The sequence below is a fragment of the Cryobacterium cheniae genome (assembly GCF_004403395.1).
Classification (GTDB): domain Bacteria; phylum Actinomycetota; class Actinomycetes; order Actinomycetales; family Microbacteriaceae; genus Cryobacterium; species Cryobacterium cheniae.
On the sequence record NZ_SOGN01000017.1, the window covers coordinates 1 to 16020 of the forward strand.

At 70.2% G+C, this 16020-nt stretch carries 16 protein-coding genes; 9 read left to right on the forward strand and 7 right to left on the reverse strand.

Annotation, left to right across the window (positions count from 1 at the left end; genetic code table 11):
- From E3T23_RS02885 to E3T23_RS02900, 4 genes are all read left to right on the forward strand, one after another.
- A partial coding sequence (locus tag E3T23_RS02885; RefSeq protein ID WP_134368910.1) for a M4 family metallopeptidase occupies nucleotides 1–972 on the forward strand: 972 nt, incomplete at its 5' end.
- 10 nt (nucleotides 973–982) lie between these two features.
- The gene (locus E3T23_RS02890; protein ID WP_134368911.1) at nucleotides 983–1252 is read left to right on the forward strand and encodes a protealysin inhibitor emfourin; all 270 of its coding nucleotides are present in this window, start codon (nucleotides 983–985) and stop codon (nucleotides 1250–1252) included.
- Between the two features lie 135 nt (nucleotides 1253–1387).
- The gene (locus E3T23_RS02895) at nucleotides 1388–2248 is read left to right on the forward strand and encodes a hypothetical protein (protein ID WP_134368912.1); all 861 of its coding nucleotides are present in this window, start codon (nucleotides 1388–1390) and stop codon (nucleotides 2246–2248) included.
- Between the two features lie 111 nt (nucleotides 2249–2359).
- On the forward strand, nucleotides 2360–2785 hold the full coding sequence (locus E3T23_RS02900; protein WP_134368913.1) for a pyridoxamine 5'-phosphate oxidase family protein: 426 nt from the start codon (nucleotides 2360–2362) through the stop codon (nucleotides 2783–2785).
- Between the two features lie 154 nt (nucleotides 2786–2939).
- Here E3T23_RS02900 and E3T23_RS02905 read toward each other — a convergent pair whose 3' ends face one another.
- Nucleotides 2940–3359, reverse strand: a complete 420-nt coding sequence (locus tag E3T23_RS02905) for a hypothetical protein (RefSeq protein WP_134368914.1) — start codon at nucleotides 3357–3359, stop codon at nucleotides 2940–2942.
- A gap of 57 nt (nucleotides 3360–3416) precedes the next feature.
- Here E3T23_RS02905 and E3T23_RS02910 point away from each other — a divergent pair, with 57 nt between their 5' ends.
- Nucleotides 3417–3689 (forward strand): DUF167 domain-containing protein, encoded by a 273-nt coding sequence (locus E3T23_RS02910; protein WP_134368915.1) that lies wholly within the window; start codon nucleotides 3417–3419, stop codon nucleotides 3687–3689.
- A gap of 51 nt (nucleotides 3690–3740) precedes the next feature.
- Here the strand turns inward: E3T23_RS02910 and E3T23_RS02915 are convergent, their stop codons facing one another.
- The 3 genes from E3T23_RS02915 to E3T23_RS02925 form a co-directional block, all read right to left on the reverse strand.
- On the reverse strand, nucleotides 3741–4112 hold the full coding sequence (locus E3T23_RS02915) for an FKBP-type peptidyl-prolyl cis-trans isomerase (protein ID WP_134368916.1): 372 nt from the start codon (nucleotides 4110–4112) through the stop codon (nucleotides 3741–3743).
- Nucleotides 4113–4281: 169 nt separating this feature from the next.
- The gene (locus E3T23_RS02920) at nucleotides 4282–5499 is read right to left on the reverse strand and encodes a PrsW family intramembrane metalloprotease (protein WP_134368917.1); all 1218 of its coding nucleotides are present in this window, start codon (nucleotides 5497–5499) and stop codon (nucleotides 4282–4284) included.
- Nucleotides 5500–5509: 10 nt separating this feature from the next.
- On the reverse strand, nucleotides 5510–6913 hold the full coding sequence (locus E3T23_RS02925) for an FAD-binding oxidoreductase (protein ID WP_134368918.1): 1404 nt from the start codon (nucleotides 6911–6913) through the stop codon (nucleotides 5510–5512).
- Between the two features lie 134 nt (nucleotides 6914–7047).
- Between E3T23_RS02925 and E3T23_RS02930 the strand changes: the two genes are divergently transcribed.
- From E3T23_RS02930 to E3T23_RS02940, 3 genes are all read left to right on the forward strand, one after another.
- Entirely contained in the window at nucleotides 7048–8640 is a 1593-nt protein-coding gene (locus E3T23_RS02930) for a DNA-3-methyladenine glycosylase 2 family protein (RefSeq protein WP_255570618.1), read from the forward strand.
- Nucleotides 8641–8644: 4 nt separating this feature from the next.
- Complete coding sequence (locus tag E3T23_RS02935; RefSeq protein ID WP_174843831.1) at nucleotides 8645–9520, forward strand: fumarylacetoacetate hydrolase family protein; 876 nt, start codon at nucleotides 8645–8647, stop codon at nucleotides 9518–9520.
- 61 nt (nucleotides 9521–9581) lie between these two features.
- Nucleotides 9582–10358: a glycosyltransferase family 2 protein gene (locus tag E3T23_RS02940; RefSeq protein WP_134368919.1), complete on the forward strand. Its 777-nt coding sequence runs from the start codon at nucleotides 9582–9584 to the stop codon at nucleotides 10356–10358.
- Nucleotides 10359–10382: 24 nt separating this feature from the next.
- Here E3T23_RS02940 and E3T23_RS02945 read toward each other — a convergent pair whose 3' ends face one another.
- The 3 genes from E3T23_RS02945 to E3T23_RS02955 all read right to left on the reverse strand — a co-directional run bounded on the left by E3T23_RS02945 (nucleotide 10383) and on the right by E3T23_RS02955 (nucleotide 14607).
- Nucleotides 10383–11324, reverse strand: a complete 942-nt coding sequence (locus tag E3T23_RS02945; protein ID WP_134368920.1) for an alpha/beta fold hydrolase — start codon at nucleotides 11322–11324, stop codon at nucleotides 10383–10385.
- 66 nt (nucleotides 11325–11390) lie between these two features.
- Nucleotides 11391–12899: an NCS2 family permease gene (locus tag E3T23_RS02950; RefSeq protein ID WP_134368921.1), complete on the reverse strand. Its 1509-nt coding sequence runs from the start codon at nucleotides 12897–12899 to the stop codon at nucleotides 11391–11393.
- 115 nt (nucleotides 12900–13014) lie between these two features.
- The gene (locus E3T23_RS02955; protein ID WP_134368922.1) at nucleotides 13015–14607 is read right to left on the reverse strand and encodes a carboxylesterase/lipase family protein; all 1593 of its coding nucleotides are present in this window, start codon (nucleotides 14605–14607) and stop codon (nucleotides 13015–13017) included.
- Between the two features lie 60 nt (nucleotides 14608–14667).
- On the opposite strand from E3T23_RS02955, the gene E3T23_RS02960 reads away from it, so the two are divergent.
- The gene (locus E3T23_RS02960; RefSeq protein ID WP_134368923.1) at nucleotides 14668–15948 is read left to right on the forward strand and encodes a uracil-xanthine permease family protein; all 1281 of its coding nucleotides are present in this window, start codon (nucleotides 14668–14670) and stop codon (nucleotides 15946–15948) included.
- Nucleotides 15949–16020: the final 72 nt, after the last annotated feature.

Below are 16020 nucleotides of genomic sequence, written 5' to 3' on the forward strand. Positions count from 1 at the left end.
GGGGTGGCGCGGGTGCGCGGCCGCCTCGACCGGGCCGTGTCTGATGCCGCCGGCCTGGAGCGCCTGCCGGGCCGGCTGGTCCGCCGCGCGGAGCAGCCGGCCGGGGCCGACCTTGCGGTCAACGAGGCCTGGGATGGGCTCGGGGACACGCATTCCCTGTTCTGGGACGTGTTCGGGCGGGACTCGATCGACGACCGTGGGCTGTCGCTCGAAGCGACCGTGCACTACGGGCGCAAGTACGACAACGCGTTCTGGGACGGCGAGCGCATGGTGTTCGGCGACGGAGACGGCCTGGTCTTCAACCGTTTCACCTCGTCGCTGACCGTGATCGGGCACGAGCTCACACACGGGGTGACCCAGTTCACGGCCAACCTCGCCTACGAGGGGCAGTCGGGCGCGATCAACGAATCCCTGTCGGATGTGTTCGGGTCCCTGGTGGAGCAGCGATCTTTGGGCCAGTCCGCCGCCGAGGCCGGTTGGCTGATCGGCGAGGGGCTCTTCACCGACCAGGTGCAGGGGGACGCGTTACGCTCGCTGAAGGCGCCCGGCACCGCGTATAACGACGATGTGCTCGGCAAAGACCCGCAACCTGCGGACATGGCCGGTTACATCGAAACCGAGGACGACAACGGCGGTGTGCACCTGAACTCCGGCATTCCGAACCGGGCGTTCTATCTCGTGGCCACCGCCCTCGGCGGCAACGCCTGGGAGACGGCCGGCCAGATCTGGTTCGACACCCTCACCTCCGGCACACTCGGCCGCGCCGTGGACTTCGCCGGATTCGCCCGGGCAACCTCGAGGGCCGCGGTCGCGCGCCACGGAGCCGGATCCCGCGAACACGACGCGGTGATCGCCGGCTGGACCGCCGTCGGCCTCGGCGGCGGGCTTGGCACCGGCTTCGGTTCGAGGACCGGCACCGGGTCGGAGGGTGGGGCCGGCACCGGGTTCAATCCACTCACCCGGCCGGAGTAACATCGGCCCCATGAAGGTCGTCGTCTCGCGCAGCGGTGGCTTCGCCGGCCTCCGCACCACCTGGGAGGTCCAGGTGGACGACCAACCCGACCGCTCCGCCTGGGCGGACCTGCTCGCCGGGCTGCCATGGGACGAGGTGTCGGCGGCGGCCCCGCAGCCCGACCGGTTCGTGTACCGCATCCGCTGCGCCCCGCACGAGGTCGTGCTCGGCGAACAGCAGGTTTTCGGGCCGTGGCAAGAACTTATTGACCGGGTCAGAACCGTGAACGAGGGCCGCTGACCCCCTCGGCGTCCTGGGGCCTGAGAATCGACTGTTAGAATTGCCCCAATAAAGGGGGCCTCCATCGCTAATCTGCTGGCTGTTGAATCTTCACGTTCTTTTCTTCGTTCATCTGCACTCAACCGTTCCATTGCGGTGGCCCTCGGTCTCGTCCTGTCGGCCTTCGTCCTGACCGCTTCGCCCCTGGCGCCCGCTGCGGCGGCTCCGGTCGACGGCACGGTCGAACAGTGCAACGACGTGGCCGGAGTCGACGGTGGCACCGGTGCCGTCGAGTGCAGCGTCACGATCGACAATTATCTCGATCTGGCCACCGGCGCGACCCGGTCGACCACCAGCACCGTCGTCAGCGTGCACAAGGCGAACACCGAGGTTCCGCTCCCCGCAGCGACCGTCGTGAACTCCACTGAGCTGATCAGGTCCGTCGATCAGTGCAACGGCGCGATCAACGTCGGCGGCGGCAACACCATCTGCACGGTGACCATCAACAACCACATCACCGGCGCGACCACGGACTACCCGGCCACGGTCAACCAGTGCGTCGGCTCCGGAGCCACCACGGAACTCGATTGCGTGCCCCTCCAGAACACCACCGGCGCTCCCATCGACCAGTGCAACAACTCGGGCAACGGCGGCGGAGCCGACGTCCACTGCCGGGTCAACCCCTCGGCGACTGTGACGAATGAAGTTCCCATCACCGTGAACCAGTGCAACTACTCCAGCAACGGCGGCGGCTCGACCGTCGAGTGCGCGACCGAGCTGAACACGATCATGGAAGCGGCGGAGGTCACGTCGACCCCGACACCCACCCCGACGCCGACACCGACCGAAACGGCCCTGCCCGCGCCCGTCGACACGGTGCTGGCCGCTCCCGAGCTTGCCGCGACCGGTGTCGAGTCGGCTCCGCTGCTGATCTCCGTGGCTGCAGGCGCCCTGCTCCTCGGACTCGGCGCGCTGCTGGCTGTGCGACGCACCGCACGCCCCGTCCGTCGGGACTGATCCGGTTCACTGAACGGCTCGAAAACGTGCCGACCTCCCTCGGGTGGTCGGCACGTTTTTTTGCACCCGGCACCGGTTCGCGCTGGGCCGGGCCGCGTGGGACTATGAGTCATGGAAACCAACGATCTGAATCCGGTTCAGCACCTTACCGAGGATGAATGCTGGGATCTCCTGATCTCGTCCAGTTTCGGACGGCTCGCGCTGAGCATTTCCGGTGAGCCGGACATTTACCCGGTGAACTTCATCGCATCGGACAAACGCCTCGTTTTCCGCACCGCCGAGGGCACGAAGCTCCTCGAGCTCACGGTGAACAACCGGGTCGCCTTCGAGACCGACGGCGTCGGCCGGAGCGAGGCCTGGAGCGTCGTGGTCCGGGGAGAGGCCCGCGTTCTCGAGAAGGAGACCGAGATCGAGGCCGCAGATCAGCTGCCGCTGCGCCCGTTGATCCCGACCCTGAAGTACATCTACGTCGAGATCGTCCCGACAGCGGTTAGCGGCCGCCGGTTCCAGCTCGGCCCGGAACCCGACCGGTACTAGCCGACGCGGCCTCGACCGGTTCGACGGTCGCGGCGCACCCTCTGGAGGCCGGCGCACGTTCTACCGTGCGCCCGCTTCCCTGCGCTGCGCCACGACGGAGGGGAGCGCCACGCGCGCGAGGCGGCGCGCGCAGCCCCTCCGCAGCGTGGCGGGGTCAGTCCGGGGAGTCGGCGGACAGACCGATCAGGCGGAGGAGCGCGTCGCCGTAGGCATCCGCGGGTTCGGCGGCGTCGAAAGAATGCGGCGACCCGTTCAGCTCGACCGTGACCCGGTAGCGGTCCTCGCCCTGCCGGGTGAGCGACCGGAAGGTGCTCCGCAGCAGGGCACGCAACTGGTCCTCACGCGGCATCCACAGCGCATCCTCCAGGGCCAGCGAATCCAGGGCCCACTCGGTGGTGCCGTTGAAGCCGAGGATGGTTCCCGTGTCGAACTCGTGCGGCTCGATGGTCATGTCACTGACCGTGAACACGTCGCTTTCGAAGCCGGAGCGTTCGATCCGGAAGGCATCACCGGAGACGGGGTGCCAGCGCAACCCGGCGTCGGCCAGGGCCCGCGCACTTTCGATTGAGATCATGAAGTCGACTCCGCCCACTAGCGCTGTTGGAGGAAACTATATTCCAGGAGGTCCGGCGTGACCCGAACGGTGCATGTGAAGCCCGGCAGCAGCAGAGAGCCTCTGGTCACCGTGGACGAGCCGGGCCAGGGGCCGGACGACGACACGCCCCATGCTCCGACGGATGCCGCACTCACCGTGTTCCTGCAGCAGCTCGCCGTCGAGGGGGCCGCCAACGATGCGCTGGTGACGCTGCCGGCCAAGCACTTCGGGGTGTCCCGGAGCGCGGTGGCCATCGTGCGCGGCCACACCTCCCGGATCAAGCACGTGCGAATCGAACACGATTCGTAGCGGAGCACGATTCGCGCGACGACCCGCACGCGCTTGTGTGAATGCGGGTGGTTAGCGAGTGCCGAGCAGGTCGATCACGAAGATCAGGGTCTGGCCGGAGAGCTGGTGTCCTCCGCCGGCAGGTCCGTAGGCCAGGTGCGGCGGAACGACCAGCTTGCGGCGGCCGCCGACCTTCATTCCGGGGATGCCCTGCTGCCAGCCGGCGATGAGCTGGCCCAGCGGGAAGTTGATCGACTGCCCGCGGCTCCAGGAGGAGTCGAATTCGTCTCCGGTGTCGTAGGCGACGCCGAGGTAGTGCACGTTGACGGTGGCGCCGGGGGTTGCCTCGGCACCCTCGCCAACCACGATGTCGGTGATGGTCAGTTCGGTGGGCGCGGGGCCCTCCGGGGCGTCGAGTTCGGGTTTGCTATTCAAATCAGTCATTCCTCTATCCAATCGGATTGCGCGCTCGCCCGCACGCTGAAAATTCCCCCTTGCGCGAACGCGGGCGCCGGGGGCACCATGGGAGCAGAACTCGCCGCCCCGGGAGAGTTGTCGGCACTGCCACACCACCGGGACGGCGAGTCCTTGTGTGGCAGTGGTCAGCGGCGGGTCAGTTGATCACGCCGGCACGGTCGCGTTGGATCAGCCCGAGCAGCTCGGTCTCATCGGCACGGTCGACGTTCGCGGCCGTGCCGTTCAGCATGCGCTGGCGGGCGAAGGCGAGGCGGGTGGAGTTGTGGATGAAGTGGTGCATCGCCTGTTTCCTGGTCTGCGGCTGCCGCGCGGCCCAGCCGCGGGCCTGCCTTCGACCGTCGCGGGTGGCGAGCATGCCGACCTCGGCCAGGCTGAACCAGCCGGCCGCGGCATACTCGCGCAACCGGAGTACCGTGACGCGTTCCTCCTGGCGCCGCAGCAGCACCACAACCACGATCGCGGCGAGGAACAGAGGCACCTGCACGGCGAGGTAGTACACCACCAGCGAGTCGCTCTCGACCAGGTAGAACGCCCCGTTCCAGACGAAGTGCAGGAAGATCGCAGCGGCGAATCCGAGCAGGATGGTGGCGACGGCCGCGAGCGGCCGGAATCGGACCGCCAGGCCGCACGCGATACCGATGCAGGCGGTGAACATGACATGCGCGAAGGGCGACAACACCCCGCGCACCAGGAACGTGAAGCCCAGGTTCCCGGCACCGCCCTCCAGCATCGCCACACCGAAATACTGGATGTTCTCGGAGAAGGCGAAACCGGCGGCAATGGTCGCGGCGTAGACCACGCCATCGACCGGACCGTCGAATCGGCGGCGCAGCACCCAGAAGAGCAGCAGCACCCCGGCGCCCTTGGCGGCCTCCTCGACGAGGGGGGCCTGCAAGACGGCGGCGGCGTAACCGTCATCCGTTGCGACGAGACCGGTGCCGGCCCGGGCCAGCTGCACGCCCAGGTCGAAGAGCAACGCGGTCACGACGGAGACGCCGGCTCCCCAGAGGAACGCGAACCAGAGGGCCGGGCGCGGCTCCGGCTCCCAACGGTCGATCCAGCGCACCGCAAGCAGGATGCCGAGCAGCGGGATGAGGGCCAGGATGAGGCCGACCAGCAGCGTGCCGCCACCGAGGAAGGTGGCCAGGTAGACGAACACCAGCAGCAAGGCGGCGCCCCCGATGACGAGGCCGGCGACGGTGAGGATGACGATGCCCGCCGGGGTTCGCCGCACGGGTGCGGTCCAGACGGGTTCCACCGGCTGGGCCGCGGGCTGCACCGGAGCAGGCCGGGTTCCGGCCGGATGGTCGTGCGGGGCGGCGGCGGCGTGCGCCGGGGTCGGCTCTTCGGTCATGCCCAACAGACTAGCGGCGTGCTTTCGGCTCGAACATCGTGCCCGGGTTCAGGATGCCCAGCGGGTCGAAAACCTCCTTGATCCGACGTTGCAGGTCGAATCCCGTGTCGCCGAGCTCCTCGGCCAGCCACCGCCGTTTGAGCACGCCGACCCCGTGCTCGCCGGTGAGGGTGCCGCCGAGTTCGAGCGCGGCCCGGAAGAGTTCGCCGGCCGCAGCCCAGACCTGCTCCGGCACGACCGGCGCCGCACTGCCCCGGGCCGGATCGAACGGGATCAGGAAGTTCGGATGCAGGTTGCCGTCGCCGGCGTGGGCCACCGTGGGAATGGGCAGGCCCGTGCGCGCGCTGATCTCGGCGATCCGCTCGAACATCTCGGCGAGCCGGGACCGGGGCACGCAGACGTCCTCGATCAGAACGTCGCCGTGGGCGGCCAGCGCCGGGTGCGCGGCCCGCCGCACGGCCAGCAGCCGATCGGCGGATTCGGCGTCGGTGGAGACGCGCACCGCCCCGCCCGCGGCCCGCAGCACGGCCACGGCCTGGTCCGCCTCGGCCCGGCTCGCGGGGCCATCCGTCTGCACCAGCAGGAACGCTCCCCCGGCCGGCACCCCCTGGGAGAGGTGCGGCCCGAGGTGCGCCACGATCAGGGCCAGGGCCACCGGGTCGATGAGCTCCATCACGGCCGGGCGCAGCCGGGCCGCCGTCAGCAGCGTGGATGCCGCGGCCGCCTGGGCCACGTCCGGGAACGTTGCGCCGATCGTCACCGTCTCGCCCGGCGTGATGGCGCGCGCCCGCACGGTGGCCTGGACGATCACGCCGAGGGTGCCCTCCGAGCCGGTGAGCAGCGCGGTCAGGTCGTAGCCGGTGACGCCCTTCACGGTGCGGTGCCCGGTCTCAAGCAGGCTCCCGTCGGCGAGCACCACCGTCAGGGCCAGCACCGCCTCCCGGGTGACGCCGTACTTGGCGCAGAGCAGCCCGCCCGCGTTCGTGGCGATGTTGCCGCCGACCGTGGAAAAAGCCCGGCTGGCCGGGTCGGGCGCGAACCACAGCCCGTGCGCGGAGAGTGCCGTGTTGAGGTCGCCGTTCAGCACGCCGGGCTCGACCACGGCCAGCTCGTCCTCGGGCTGGATCGACAGGATGCGGTTCATCCGCTCGACGCTCAGCACGATGGCCCCGTTCGTGCCGCACGCTCCCCCGGCCAGGCCCGTTCCGGCACCCCGAGTGACCACCGGCACGCGGAACTCGGTTGCGATGCGCAGCGTGGCCTGCACCTGCTCGACGGATGCCGCAGACACCACCGCGAGCGGCATCCCCGGGGCCACCCAGCCCGACTTGTCGGCCCGAACCGCCGCGAGGTGGCGCGGATCGACGCTGACGTGGGGGCCGAGTTCGGCCGTGAGGCGTTCCAGTGCGGTCATCCGCCCAGAGTACCGGGCAGCCTGCCGGACCGGCCCCGGACCGCGTGCCGGGGACGTGCCGTCCTAGGCCGTGGCGCCCCGGGGATGGCCGATTCCCGCTGGTGCGCCCGGGCCCACCGTGACAGGCTGGACCGGTGTCCACCCCTCCTGACGGCCTCGATCCGGTCTTCGCCGAGCGGTACCGGGCCATGTGCTCCCGGGACTCCCGCTTCGACGGGCAGTTCATCACGGGCGTGCACTCCACCGGGATCTACTGCCGCCCCAGCTGCCCGGCGGCCACACCGAAGCCGGCCAATGTGTCGTTCTACCTGACCAGCGCGGCCGCGCATGAGGCCGGGCTGCGGGCGTGCAAACGCTGTCTGCCCGACGCCGTCCCCGGGTCGCCGGACTGGGACATCCGTGACGACCTCGCCGCCCGCGCGATGCGCCTGATCAGCGACGGCACGGTCGAGCGGGACGGGGTGCCCGGTCTCGCCCGACGCCTCGGCTACAGCGAACGCCACCTCAGCCGCGTGCTGGTGTCCGAGCTGGGCGCCGGCCCGCTCGCGCTTGCCAGGGCCCACCGTGCGCAGACCGCCCGCCTGCTGCTCTCCCGCACGGATGTCCCGATCACCGAGGTCGCGTTCGCCGCCGGTTTCGGCAGCGTGCGCCAGTTCAACGACACCATCGTGGCCGTCTACGAGCGCACTCCCACCGAGCTGCGCCGCTCCCGTTCCATCGGTCGGCAGTCGCTTCGCGGAGATGAGGACGTCCGGGCAGGGGGTGGGGGCGGGATCGGGACGGGGATCGACCTGCAGCTGCCGGCGCGGGCGCCGTTCGACGGGGTGGGGGTGCTGCGGTTCCTGGCGGCGCGAAGCCTGGCCGGGGTGGAGCAGGCGACGGATGTCCGCTACGCGCGCACGCTGCGCCTGCCGGCCGGCCCCGCGACGGTGGAGCTGACCCTGTCGGGAACGGTGGACGCGCCGGCCGTCGCCTGCCGCGCCCGGCTGACCAGCCTCGCCGACCTCGCGCCGCTGGTCAGCCGGGTGCGACGCCTGCTCGACCTGGACGCGGACTCCCGCGCGATCGACCTCGCGCTCGGGCGGGACCCGCATCTTGCGGCCGGGGTCGCGGCCACCCCCGGCATCCGCGTGCCGGGCAGCATGGACCCGGAGGAGACCCTGTTCCGTGCACTCATCGGCCAGCAGGTCTCGGTGGCCTCCGCCCGTACGGCGCTCACCCGGCTGGCCGCGGCGCTCGGCGACGAGCTGTTCCCGGGTGCAGGTGACGGCCTGTTCCCGGGTGCAGGTGACGGCGGCAGCACCCCCGGCCCCGCGCCCCTCACCCGGTTGTTCCCCACCGCGGAGCGGATCGCGGCCGAGGGGCGTGGCGTCCTCCGCGGACCGGCCGCCCGCATCGACGCGATCATCCGGGTGGCGGAGGCGCTCAATTCCGGCGCTCTGGTGCTTTCCTACGGGCAGACCCGGGAGGATCTCGAGTCCCGCCTGACCGCCCTGGCCGGGATCGGACCGTGGACGGCCGGCTACGTGGCCCTGCGTGTGCTGGGCAGCCCGGACATCCTGCTGACCACCGACCTGGCCCTGCGGCAGGGTGCCGGGCGGCTCGGCCTGCCCGGGGAGGCCCGGCAACTCGGCCGCCACGGCGCCGCCTGGGCGCCGTGGCGCAGCTACGCCGGCATGCACCTGTGGCGCGCGGCATTCCGACCCGTCGTCGGCCAGATAGCCTGAACAGGTGAAATTCGCCCACCTCAGAGTTGAAGGTCAATCCACTCCGCGTCTCGCCGCCGTCTTCGATGACGCCGCCTTGTTCCTCGACGAGATCCTGGACGAGGCACCACGCGATCTGCAGGACATGATCGAGAAGGGTGCCGACGAGTACAACCGGGTACGGGCCCTGAGCCTGAATGCCGCCGCGCAGGGAGCCACGCTCACCCCGCTCGCCGAGCTGCGCTACTCGTCGGCCGTGCTGCGTCCGCCACAGATCATCGCGATCGGCGCCAACTACGCCGCCCACTCCTCCGAGCTGAAACTGCGCGTCGAGACGGCCGCGACCGTGTTCTCGCTCTGGCCCAACTCGCTCACCGGGCACGAGTCCACAATCACCTGGCCGACCGATCTGACCAGCCAGGTCGACTACGAGGCCGAGCTCGGCGTGATCATCGGCAAGGCCGCCCACCAGGTGTCGGTGGCGGACGCCCTCGACCACGTCTTCGGCTACACGGTCGTCAACGACATCACGGCCCGCGACCTGCAGTTCTCCGAGGCGCAGTGGTCGCGATGCAAGTCCTTCGACGGTTTCACGCCCACCGGGCCGGTCGTCATCACGGCCGACGAGATCGCCGACCCGCAGGACCTGCGGCTGACCACCCATGTCGACGGCCGCATCCTGCAGGATGCCTCGAGCGGCGACATGGTGCGCTCGGTCGCCGAGATCATCTCCTACCTCTCCAGCACGTCGACCCTGCTGCCGGGCACGCTGATCTCCACCGGCAGCCCGGGCGGCGCCGGCTACAGCCGCAAGCCGCCGGTGTTCCTGCAGGACGGCTCGACCGTCACGATCACCATCGACAGGATCGGATTCCTGACCACACACTGCCGGGCGATCTGACCGTGGACGCACGCTGCAGGAACAGCACGACGGCCGCACTCGGATCAGGAGGCAGGAGGCCATGACGACGATCTCCGTCGTGATCCCCTGCTACAACGACGCTGCGTTCCTGGAAAACTGTCTCGCGGCTCTGGCCCGGCAGCACCGCGCAGCCGACGAGGTGATCGTCGTCGACAATGCGAGCACGGATGCCTCGGCGGAGGTCGCACTCGCCGGCGGCGCCCGGGTCGTGCGGGCACCGCAGCGGGGCATCTGGCCGGCGGCGGCGGCCGGCTACGACGCGGCATCCGGCGACGTGATCGCCCGTCTCGACGCCGACTCCGTTCCGCCGGCCGATTGGCTGGCGCGGATCGAGTCCGCCCTGGCGGAGTCCCCCCGGACGGACATGGTCACCGGCCCCGGCGACTTCTACGACTGCAGCCCCCTCGTGGCCTGGTTGGGCGGGACCTTCTATATCGGCGGCTATTTCTTCTGGACGCTGTTCTGGCTGGGCCACCGCCCGGTGTTCGGGTCGAATTTCGCCATGCGCCGGGAAGTGTGGCTGGAGGCCCGCCTCCGGGTTCACCGCGACCGCGACGATATCCACGACGACCTCGATCTGAGCCTGAACCTGAGCCCGGTCGTGAAAGTGCGGTACGACCCCACCCTGCGCGTCGCCATCTCGGGCCGTCCCTTCGAGACCTGGAGCGGCTTCGCCCGCCGGGCGCGGTGGGGAGGGCGCACGTTCCTGTTGGACTGGCCGGCGGACAACCCGTGGCGCCGGCACGCCACCCGGTCCGCGATGCGGCTCCACCGGGCCGGGATCAAGCGGGTCCAGCGCTCCCGGATCGGGCGCTGACCCTGCCCCGGGCCGGTCAGCCCGCTACCGGTAGAGCGCGAGCAGGTCGCGCGCCAGCTGGTGCGGGGTGGTCTCGCACGGACTGTGGCCGGTGCGGTACACCCGGATGTCGGCCCCGATCCGGCGGGCGAACTCCCGATGCAGGTGAACGGGCCAGACGTCCCTGTCGCCGACGGCAACGAGGCACGGGATAGGCGTTCGCCGGAGCAGGGCACGCAGGTCGGGCATCCGTTTCATCAGCCCGACCATCTCGTCGACGCTGTGCCGGTTCGTGACGTTGAACCGCCGCCGCACGAGGGCGAGCCGGCCGGGAGGCACCCGGTTCACGTTGGAGACGATGCCCCAGATGGTCAGCCCCGCGATCTGCCTCGGTGAGAGCACCCGGCTCAGCGGGCCGATCCAGCGCACCCGGCGGAACGCCTGGCCGGGCTGCGGCGGCACACCCAGCAGGACCAGGCTCGCGAAAAGCTCGGGGCGTTCGGCGAGGGCCAGCTCGGCGACGATCCCGGCGAACGAATAGCCGAGCACGTGCACCGGGGTGGCCCCTGCTTCGAGGAACGCGATCAGGTCGGCCACGAACAGGGCGTAGTCCCAGGGGTCGGTGCCGCCGGGGCCGGCCGTGTTCGACTGGTATTGCCCGGCCAGGTCGTGGCTCTGCACCAGGAAGCCGGCGTCGGCTAACAGCGGTGCCAGCAGCACGAAGTCTTCCTTCGAGCCGGTCGCGCCGGGCAGCAGCAGGATTCGAGCGGCGGCCGGGGCGCCCAGCTCGAACGCGGCGAGCGGACCGCTCGGCGCCGGGAACGAGAAGGCGCGGCTTCCGGCCGGCAGCACCGTCCAGTCCCGGTCGGCGAGGGTGCGGTCACGCCGGACCGCTGGATCCTCGGACCCACCCGCCGGCCCACCGGCGGGCAGATCGGCCTGCGCACGACCCGGCCGGCTCCGGGAACGGCGCTCCCAGACGCGCATGGCGTCACAGTAGCGCTGCCGCCACACAGCCGCGAGGGCTCGCTTCCGGTTCCCGGCCGACGGTGGTTACGCGCCGAACAGAACCTCGATCGGGCCGCGCACGAAGAAGACCAGGAAGCCGGCCGCGACCACCCAGAGCAGCGGGCTGATCTCACGCGCCTTGCCCGAGAACGAACGCACCAGAACCCAGGTGATGAAGCCGGCGCCGATTCCGTTGGCGATCGAATAGGTCAGCGGCATCACGATGATCGTGAGGAACACCGGCAGCACGATCGAGAACTCCGAGAAGTCTATGAACCGGATCTGGGACACCATCATCGCCCCGACGATCACCAGGGCGGCCGCGGCCACCTCGAGCGGAACGATCTGGGTGAGCGGGGTGAAGAACATGGCGGCGAGGAACAAAAGTCCGGTGACGATGTTGGCCAGACCCGTTCGCGCACCCTCGCCGATGCCGGCACCGGACTCGATGAACACCGTGTTCGACGAGGCGGAGGTGGCCCCGCCGACGACGGCGCCGACGCCCTCCACGATCAGGGCGGACTTCAGGCGGGGGAAGTTGCCCTTGTCGTCGGCCACTTCGGCCTCGTTGGCCAGGCCGGTCATGGTGCCCATGGCGTCGAAGAAGTTCGTGAACACGAGCGTGAACACGAGCATCGACGCGGCCAGCATGCCGATCCGGTCGAAGGCGCCGAAGCTGACCTGACCGATGAGGCTCAGGTCGGGCAGCGAGACGATGGATGTCGGCAGCACCGGGGCGTTCAGGTTCCAGCCGTCGGGGTTCTGCCCGAATGACGGCCCGACCTTGAAGATCGCCTCGAGGATCACGGCGATCAGCGTGGTGGCGACGATCCCGATCAGGAGGGCGGCCTTCACCTTGCGGGCGACCAGGATGCCGAGAATGATCAAGCCGAGCACGAATACGGCGGTCGGCAGGCTCACCACGGAGCCGTTGTCGCCGAGCTGGACGGGCGGCGACGCGGCGCCGCTCGCACGGACGAAGCCGGAGTCGACCAGGCCGATGAAGGCGATGAACAGGCCGATGCCGACCGTGATGGCGATTTTCAGCTGGCGCGGAACGGCGTTGAAGATGAGCTCGCGCAGGCCGGTCGAGGCGAGCAACACGATGATGAGCCCGTTGATGACCACGAGGCCCATGGCCTCGGGCCAGGTCACCTGGCCGACCACACTCACGGCCAGGAAGGAGTTGATGCCGAGGCCGGCGGCGAAACCGAACGGCAGCCGGGCGATGGCGCCGAAGAGGATGGTCATGACGCCGGCGGTGAGGGCGGTGACCGCGGCAACCTGACCGTTGGGCAGCCATCCGCCGGCCACGTCGACCGCGGCCTGGTCGGCGCTGAAGCCGCCGAGGATGAGCGGGTTCAGGATGACGATGTAGGCCATCGTGACGAACGTCACCAGGCCGCCGCGGATCTCCCGGCCGTAGGTCGAGCCGCGCCGCGTGATTTCGAAATACCGATCGAGGCGGGCCTTCAGCCCGGAGTCGGGCGTGCCGGCCGGGGTGTCCGGCTTCCGGGCAGGCGTGGATGGCGTGTGGGTCTCTGTTTCAGAAATGGGGTGCTCCTGGTGTCCGACTCAGCTTGTTCTCAATTCCCCAGTTTATCGTCCCGGAGTCCGGGCCGATTCCGCGCCGCCTGCGGGGACGCACTGGGGAGGTGCCGTGCCGGACTCAGATGTGCGGCACGAAGGCGTCCCAGGCCCGGCGGCGGTCCCCGCGCGGGTCGGCTTCGACGCGGTCGACGGCGTCGATGACCAGGGTCAGCCGCTCGGCCTCGTCGTAGAGCGGCCAGGCCGGGTCCGGGACCCCGGAGGCTGCGAAGCCGAGCCACCAGCCCTGCATCCGGGTGCCGATCCGCTGGAAGTCGCGGCGCCCGCCGAGCGCGGTCATCCCCCGGCCGAACCAGCCGTCGAGCCGATCGAAGAGCGGGAACAGTTCGAGGCCGTGCGTGGCGTCGAGCCCCATCAGGCGCACCAGACGCGGCGCGGCGTCGAAGCGGTAGAACCGCACCGGGGCATAGCGGGAATGCCGTTCACCCACGCGCACGCTCGGATACCAGAACGAGAAGTCACCGCCGAAATCGAGGGCGGGCCGCAGCGCGGGAATCCCGGGGTACTGGGCCCGGAGACGGGTGCGCGCCTTTTTCTTGGTGTTCGCGAACACGGCACGGATGCGCCCCGGCGTCGTGGCCAGGATGTCGATGCGCCCGCTGAACAGCGAACCTTCCCGCGAGTTGGTGCCGATGATCAGGGGAATCCGGTGGGCGCGGCCGTCGCGGAACGCGTCGAGGGGCCGTTCGGGCAGGAAGTCGCCGTCGATCACGGGCGAGAGCGGGATCGTTCCGGGGTAACGGTCCGGCGCGCACCGGGTCAGGTCGCTGGTGGCCTCGGCCAGGTGCGCCGGGTCGGCCTGGAGGAGCAGGGCCGCGGCATCCATCGCCGTCTGCGCGTTCGCGGTGTGCGGGCTCGTCGTGCCGGTCGGGTCGGCCTGCCCGGTGCGCCGGGCCAGCAGCCGCACGAAGTCCGCCGCCCACTCGGCCGTGACGCCCGGGGCGTAGACGGCGTTCGGCGGGGCGCTCTGCGCGATCGCGCGCTGGAAGAGTCCGGCGGCGGCCGGGACGGTCATCAGGGTGGTCACGGCGTTGCCTCCGGCCGATTCGCCGAAGAGCGTGACGGCATCCGGGTCGCCGCCGAACGCGCGGATGTTGCGCCGCACCCAGCCGAGCGCAGCCACCTGGTCGCGCAGCCCGAGGTTGCTCTCGAACGGCCGCTCCACCGTGGAGTAGCGGCTGAAGTCGAGGTAGCCGAGCGCCCCCAGCCGGTAGTTGATGCTGACGTAGACGATGCCGCCGCGGCGTACGAGCCCCTCACCCTGCCGGGGCACCTCCCGCGAGGACCCGACGCTGTAGGCGCCGCCGTGGATGAAGACCATGACGGGCCGCAGCATCCGCGGGACGACCGGTTCGTCGGGGGCGATCACGTTGAGGTTCAGGCAGTCCTCGCCCTGCGGGATCGTCGGTTTCGCGCCGATGAACTGGCCCCGGTGGCTCTGCGTGGCGACCGGGCCGAAATCGCGCGCATCCCGTTCGCCCGGCCAGGGCGCGGCCGGCCGCGGGGATCGGAACCGGAGCTCCCCCACCGGGGCAGCCGCGTAGGGGATCCCGCGCCACGCGCGCACGCCACGCACCCGGATTCCGACCAGTCGCCCGGTCTCAATCTGCACCGAGAGGGGTTCTGTTCGGGCAGGCTGAACGGATGGTCTCACCGTCCGAGCCTAATTGTTCACTACCATCGGGAGTACGTACGACACGGAAACGAGAATCACATGGCTCTGCCCTGGACCCTGCACGGTGACGGAAAAACGGTCGGAGCCACGGATGTCGTCGGCCCCGGCGAGCGCCTGAACTGGCCGCTGACCATCGGGATCGGCACCCAGCACGTCGTCGCCATGTTCGGTGCCACGTTCCTGGTGCCGCTGCTGACCGGCTTCCCGCCCAGCACAACGCTGCTCTTCTCGGGCATCGGCACCCTGCTGTTCCTGGTCATCACCCAGAACAAGCTGCCCAGCTACCTCGGCTCCTCGTTCGCCTTCATCGCGCCGATCACCGCCGCGACCGCCAGCGCCGGCATGGGCAGCGCCCTGTTCGGCATCATCGTCGTCGGCCTGCTCCTGGCCCTGATCGGCCTGATCGTGCAGCTCACCGGCACCGGCTGGATCGACGCGCTGATGCCCCCGGTGGTCTCCGGGGCCATCGTCGCCCTGATCGGCCTCAACCTGGCGCCCGTCGCGAAGTCGAACTTCGAGCTGGCGCCGCTCACCGCGCTGATCACCCTGCTCGCCGTGATCCTCTCGACCGTGGTGTTTCGCGGCATCCTCGGCCGGTTGTCGATCTTCATCGGCGTGATCGTGGGATACGTGGCCGCCGTGATGGCCGGTGAGGTCGATTTCAGCGGTGTGGGTGACGCCGCCTGGATCGGCCTGCCCCAGTTCACCGCGGCGATGAACCCGTTCGCGGATCCGTCCGCCGCCCTCGGCGTGCTGCCGGCCTTCCTGCCGGTCGTCCTGGTGCTGGTGGCCGAGAACGTGGGCCACATCAAGGGCGTCGCCCAGATGACGGATGCGAAGGTGAACCGTTTAACGGGCCGCGCCCTGATGGCCGACGGCCTGGCCACGATGCTCGCCGGCTTCAGCGGCGGATCGGGCACCACCACCTACGGCGAGAACATCGGCGTGATGGCCGCCACCCGCATCTACTCCACGGCCGCCTACTGGGTCGCCGGCATCACCGCGGTGCTGCTCGGGCTCTCCCCCAAGATCGGCGCGGTCATCAACACCATCCCGGCGGGCGTGCTCGGCGGCGTCACCACGGCCCTCTACGGACTGATCGGCATCATCGGCGTGAAGATCTGGCTCGACAACAAGGTCGACTTCAGCAAGCCGGTCAACCAGTTCACGGCGGCCACCGCGCTGATCATCGGCATCGCCGACTACACCTTCTCGGCCGGCACCCTCAGCTTCAACGGCATCGCGCTCGGCACGGTCGCCGCCATCGTGATCTACCACCTGATGACGTGGGTGGCCCGGGTGCGCGGCACCGCTCGGTAGCCGTCGCGGTCCGGCCCTGCCCCGGGCGTCGCGCGCGTGCCGCGCCGCTCCGCGCGTGGCGTGCCACCCGCG